Here is a 4766-nt window from a genome sequence, read left to right on the forward strand (position 1 = left end):
CGGTCAGGTTTGAGTGCGACCGATTGAGCAAACCCGAAGGCGTAGTTGAATCTACGCTGAGGGGTTGCGATTGAGAAGCACACAAAGATGGCCGGAAGATGAGATGCATAAATGTATAGGTTATTTTATGACAGACCCTAATACCGATTTTGAGTGCTTTTTAATTCTGCTTTTTAATTCTTGTAATACCTTTCTTTTTTTGATAGCATACATCTTATGAATATCCCAACAATACCATACAGCATCCTTCAAAATCTGAATATAGCGATAGTTTACCTGTTTGGTTCACAGATACAAGGTTACACAAATCCACTGAGCGACATAGACATTGGCATTGTCTTTACAAGATATGAAGTTCTGAAAGACACTACCAATCTATACACTGACATCTACGACATTCTTACAGATATATTTCCATGCCCTCAGGAAGTAGATATTGTTTTTCTGCAACAAACATCTCCCGTTTTTCAATATGAAGTGATCAAATATGGCAAAGTCCTCTATGAAACAGATCCTCTGTTTCGCGCCGACTATGAAGAACAAGTTGCCAGGGAATATATGGACTTTGAGCCTGTCCTGCTTCATTATAGTGAGGCACTCCTATTGCGGCGATGAACAATTCACTACCTTTAAATAAAAAGAAACTTGAAAAACTCATCTTTCTGTATGTCAGGATTCTCAAAAACGTACCGCATCCATTCTGTATGGAGGTCAGGATTTTTCTTAACCGATTCTTCTTTCGTCATTCTTTCATCTCCTGTTCATATCTTAGGTATCAAGTCTTCCCCATTGCTGCTCAATATATTCAAAATTTTCATATATTGAGGCTCTTGCAAAAGTATAAAAATGCTGTCATTCCCGCAGTGTTTAAGCGGGAATCTGGTTTTTTTATTAATCTTTGTTCATCCCGCGTGTGCTTCTATCTGGAATTGAAGAACTCAGGGATGACAAATGATTTTGGCTTACTGATGACCATATAAGTAACTCTGAATGTAAAGTCAAGAATCAAAACCTGACATCTTATGTTTTCATTTATTCAACTTTTGCTAATTTCAATGCAGGCTTCGGCTTAAAACGCACTAACCTATTGCTGTATTGTTTTTGTATCTGTTGAATATGTTCGTAGTATTTTTGCGGATCGTTCTGACACGCTGCGTCCATTTCATGTCGGATTCTACGAATTTCTTTTAGTATTGGTTCTGAATTCATTTTAACCCTCCATAAGTTCTTCGGGAGTACAAATTATGGGTGTTCTGATTCCTTGTTTCGCATTAATTTCTTCAATCAACATCTTAATATGACCATTCACAATATGAGTACAGTTCCATGAAACTAAAAAATCTATGCCGTGCCAGGAAGCTGTTGCAAGGTGATAAGCATCTGCTCTCGCTTTCTCCGGTATAGTTAATGCTGAGAAATAGGTGTCCGCAATAGCCTGTACTTCCGGCAACACCTCCAGAACCGGAAAAGTTGATACCTTCTCAAGTCGTGATCGTGCTGCATCAGCATCCCCTCTTGATATCTCCTCTAAAACAATAGGTGAAATAAATGCATCGTATTTTGGTAATGCATTTTCCCACCATTCATTTGTAATTTGTTGATGGGCTGCAACAATCAGATCCCTGCTTGGTTTTGCAGTAAGATAACTGATAACGCTTGTCTCGATATAAACTGTTGGTTTCATAACTTTGATATTGCATCCTGAGTAATTTATTGTTGGACCAGAATATCAGCATGATACATAAGAGTCAATTAAGAATTTAAAGGGACATGACATCCCCGCACTAATGTCGGATATTACTACTGAGCCAAAATGGTAATTGCCCCGACAGGTCTCTCACCTGCTTGTCTGATAGCTTTATAGGTTGCACACCTTCGCCATTAGTTCCCCCAGAATTCACAAGCGCACAGGAGCAGCATGAATTAACACCACCATCACGAATTGATATGGTGTGATTCATGTGAAAGACATTGAAGGTAATACATGAAGATAGTGTACTAAGACCGCTGGAAAAGATTAACCTGAAAGAACACCAACAAATTGAAATATTAATTGAAGAAATGGAAAGTCTGACAAAGAAGAGTCAGGGTATTGTTAAAGCTACATCTGATGTTATTGAAGAAGTGGTGCTTAATCCTGATACCTTATGAATCCAGAATAAATTAGTTAGCTATCATATCGAGTATTTCTTTTTCTAATATTCCCTTAGAATAACAGGATAATTTTCCCAATTCCGGTCCACCGATGTCAATTTGACCAATTTGATTGGTATTGAATGTTACATTGCTTGAATTTTCTTGAATAGCCCCTCGGGAAAAAATGTTGCCGTTCCAATGTTTGGCATACTCTTCTCCTCTGATTTTTATAGTAATAATATAGCGAGTATTTACAGTAACATTGGTGTTGTTAGTATTTTATCGTCAGGTGCTATATAAATGTTTGAACGCCCCCGGCTCAACATCTTTGCCCTTACCAGTCTTATCTCCTCATAAGAGAAGTCATTGCCGAGGGCTTCCTTTATTGGTTTCAGTCTCTCTGTGCCCTTTTCATCCAGGACACTGGCGATTGTGACTTGTCTGTCCATTGACACGAACCTGTCAATGGGGATGTCTTCCCCGGATAATATCAATTCTTCAATATGAGATGCTACGGTGTTAACAGACAATCCTCTGCTCTTTGCAATATCCTCAAGGGATAAACCCTGCCTGCATAGATCAAGGGTAAGGCGGGCAGTCGGGGTTTTCATCATCTGAACTGTTGCTTTCGGGCGCCCCCCCTCACACTGACCATCCCCCCCAGGGGAGAATGGTTTTAGCCCCTTATCCGCACAATATTGATTGATACTTTTCAAGAATATCTCTCCATACTTCCTGAGCTTCTTATCACCAACACCTGTGATGTTTGAAAGGGATGAGGAGTCATGAGGATAGCTGGCGGCCATCTCTTTTAGTGTAGTATCAGGAAAGATGATATAAGGCGGAACCATCTCCTCGTCCGCCAGCCTCTTCCTGAGTGACCTCAGGATTTCAAATAAATCACGGTCAAAGTCCTCCTCCACACTGCTGCGTAATTTTTGAGAGACTTCAGCAAACTTCTCCGCCGGCGGTTTTACAAGCCAGACCTTTTCACCTTTAAATAGTACCCCCTTACTCTTCTCATTTAGTTTCAGGATAGGATACCTGTCCCCTTCCAAATCAAGAATCCCGCGTTGCACAAGCTCCCTTGTAAATGCCTGCCACTGTTCCTTTGAATACTCCTTTCCAATACCGTAAGTCGTCAGTGTATCATGGTTCTTCTCTGTAAGCCTCTTATTTTTTGCCCCAATAAGAATATCCGTAACATGATTTACCCCGAATGACTGACCAACCCTGTAGACGCATGAGAGTATCTTCTGTGCAGGGATCGTCCCGTCAAATAACTCACGCGGCTCAAGACACACATCACAGTTACCGCAATTAGACTCATTATAATCCTCTCCAAAGTAGGATAATAAAATCTTTCTCCTGCAGGTATGGGCCTCGCAGTAATCAATAACCCTCTTCAGCTTCTGATAGGAAATATCCCTGTCTGTGTGGTCCTCCTTCTGACCTATAAAATACTCAATCTTTGCCTTATCCGCATAACTGAACATAAGTATACAATCACCGGGAAGCCCGTCCCTTCCCGCCCTGCCGGTCTCCTGATAGTAACCCTCAAGATTCTTAGGCAGGTCGTAATGGATCACATACCTCACATTCGGTTTGTCTATCCCCATCCCGAATGCAATAGTAGCAACAATAATCTCTGCATCGTCTTTTATAAACCGCTCCTGATTCCTGTCCCTCTCATCCGTAGTAAGACCGGCATGATAAGGCAGTGCACGGTATCCGGCCTCCTGCAGATTATATGAAAGGCTGTCTACCTGTTTCCTGCTCTGACAATATATAATCCCTGATTCCTTTTTACGGCCTTCAAGGATTTTTAGTAACTGCCGGTACGGACTGACCTTAGGTTCAATCCTGTAGGAGAGGTTCTTTCTGTTAAAACTCGCCTTATATCTTTTGCATTGCGGAATATTTAACTGCCTGGCGATATCATCCTGTACACCAGAAGTAGCCGTAGCAGTCAGTGCAATCACCGGCACCCCGGGAAAGTTCGCCTTCAGCGGCCTGAGCTGTCTGTATTCAGGCCTGAAGTCATGCCCCCACTCAGAGATACAATGTGCCTCATCAATCGCAAAGAGACTTATATTGTTGCCCCTTAAAAACTCAAGAAACCCCGGTTGTGCCAATCTCTCAGGTGCAAGATATAGTATCTTCACATCTCCATTTTTGACTGCCCCCATTATCCTGCTATTCTCATCATACGTCAGTGAGCTATTAATAAATGACGCGGAAATCCCATTAGACACAAGCCCATCCACCTGATCCTTCATCAATGCAATAAGAGGCGAAACAACAACCGTCATACCCTCCGACAACAAGGCAGGCAACTGATAGCAGAGAGACTTCCCCCCTCCTGTCGGCATCAGGACAAGCACATCCTTTTTGTCCAGGACATCCCTGATGATAGCCTCCTGTAAGGGAAGGAAGGTGGTGTAGCCGAAATATTTATGAAGAGTGTTTAGCATATTGTTCATCCGAAAATCAACCCCATCCCCACCCTACCCCTCCCCTTGAAGGGGAGGGAATCAACGTAGCCCCCTCTCCCTCAGGGAGAGGGCCGGGTGAGGGTGGGGTTTTCATTGCCCTTTGTGAGCCGAAGGCTCATGTGGGTTCATCCGAAA

The 4766-nt window shown here is 42.3% G+C and carries 4 protein-coding genes; 2 read left to right on the forward strand and 2 right to left on the reverse strand.

The window, feature by feature from the left end; genetic code table 11:
- The first annotated feature begins 216 nt into the window (after nt 1–216).
- Nucleotides 217–615, forward strand: coding sequence for a nucleotidyltransferase domain-containing protein (locus HZA08_06285; protein MBI5193035.1), 399 nt, complete (start codon nt 217–219; stop codon nt 613–615).
- 595 nt (nt 616–1210) lie between these two features.
- Here the strand turns inward: HZA08_06285 and HZA08_06290 are convergent.
- On the reverse strand, nt 1211–1684 hold the full coding sequence (locus HZA08_06290; protein MBI5193036.1) for a type II toxin-antitoxin system VapC family toxin: 474 nt from the start codon (nt 1682–1684) through the stop codon (nt 1211–1213).
- A gap of 287 nt (nt 1685–1971) precedes the next feature.
- On the opposite strand from HZA08_06290, the gene HZA08_06295 reads away from it, so the two are divergent.
- Nucleotides 1972–2151 carry an antitoxin family protein gene (locus HZA08_06295; protein MBI5193037.1) on the forward strand — a complete coding sequence of 60 codons (180 nt, stop codon included), beginning with the start codon at nt 1972–1974 and terminating at the stop codon, nt 2149–2151.
- Between the two features lie 236 nt (nt 2152–2387).
- On the opposite strand, the gene recQ is transcribed toward HZA08_06295, so the two are convergent.
- Nucleotides 2388–4610, reverse strand: a complete 2223-nt coding sequence (gene recQ / locus HZA08_06300) for a DNA helicase RecQ (protein ID MBI5193038.1) — start codon at nt 4608–4610, stop codon at nt 2388–2390.
- Between the last annotated feature and the right edge of the window lie 156 nt (nt 4611–4766).

It is taken from the genome of Nitrospirota bacterium (assembly GCA_016212215.1).
Lineage (GTDB): Bacteria > Nitrospirota > 9FT-COMBO-42-15 > HDB-SIOI813 > HDB-SIOI813 > JACRGV01.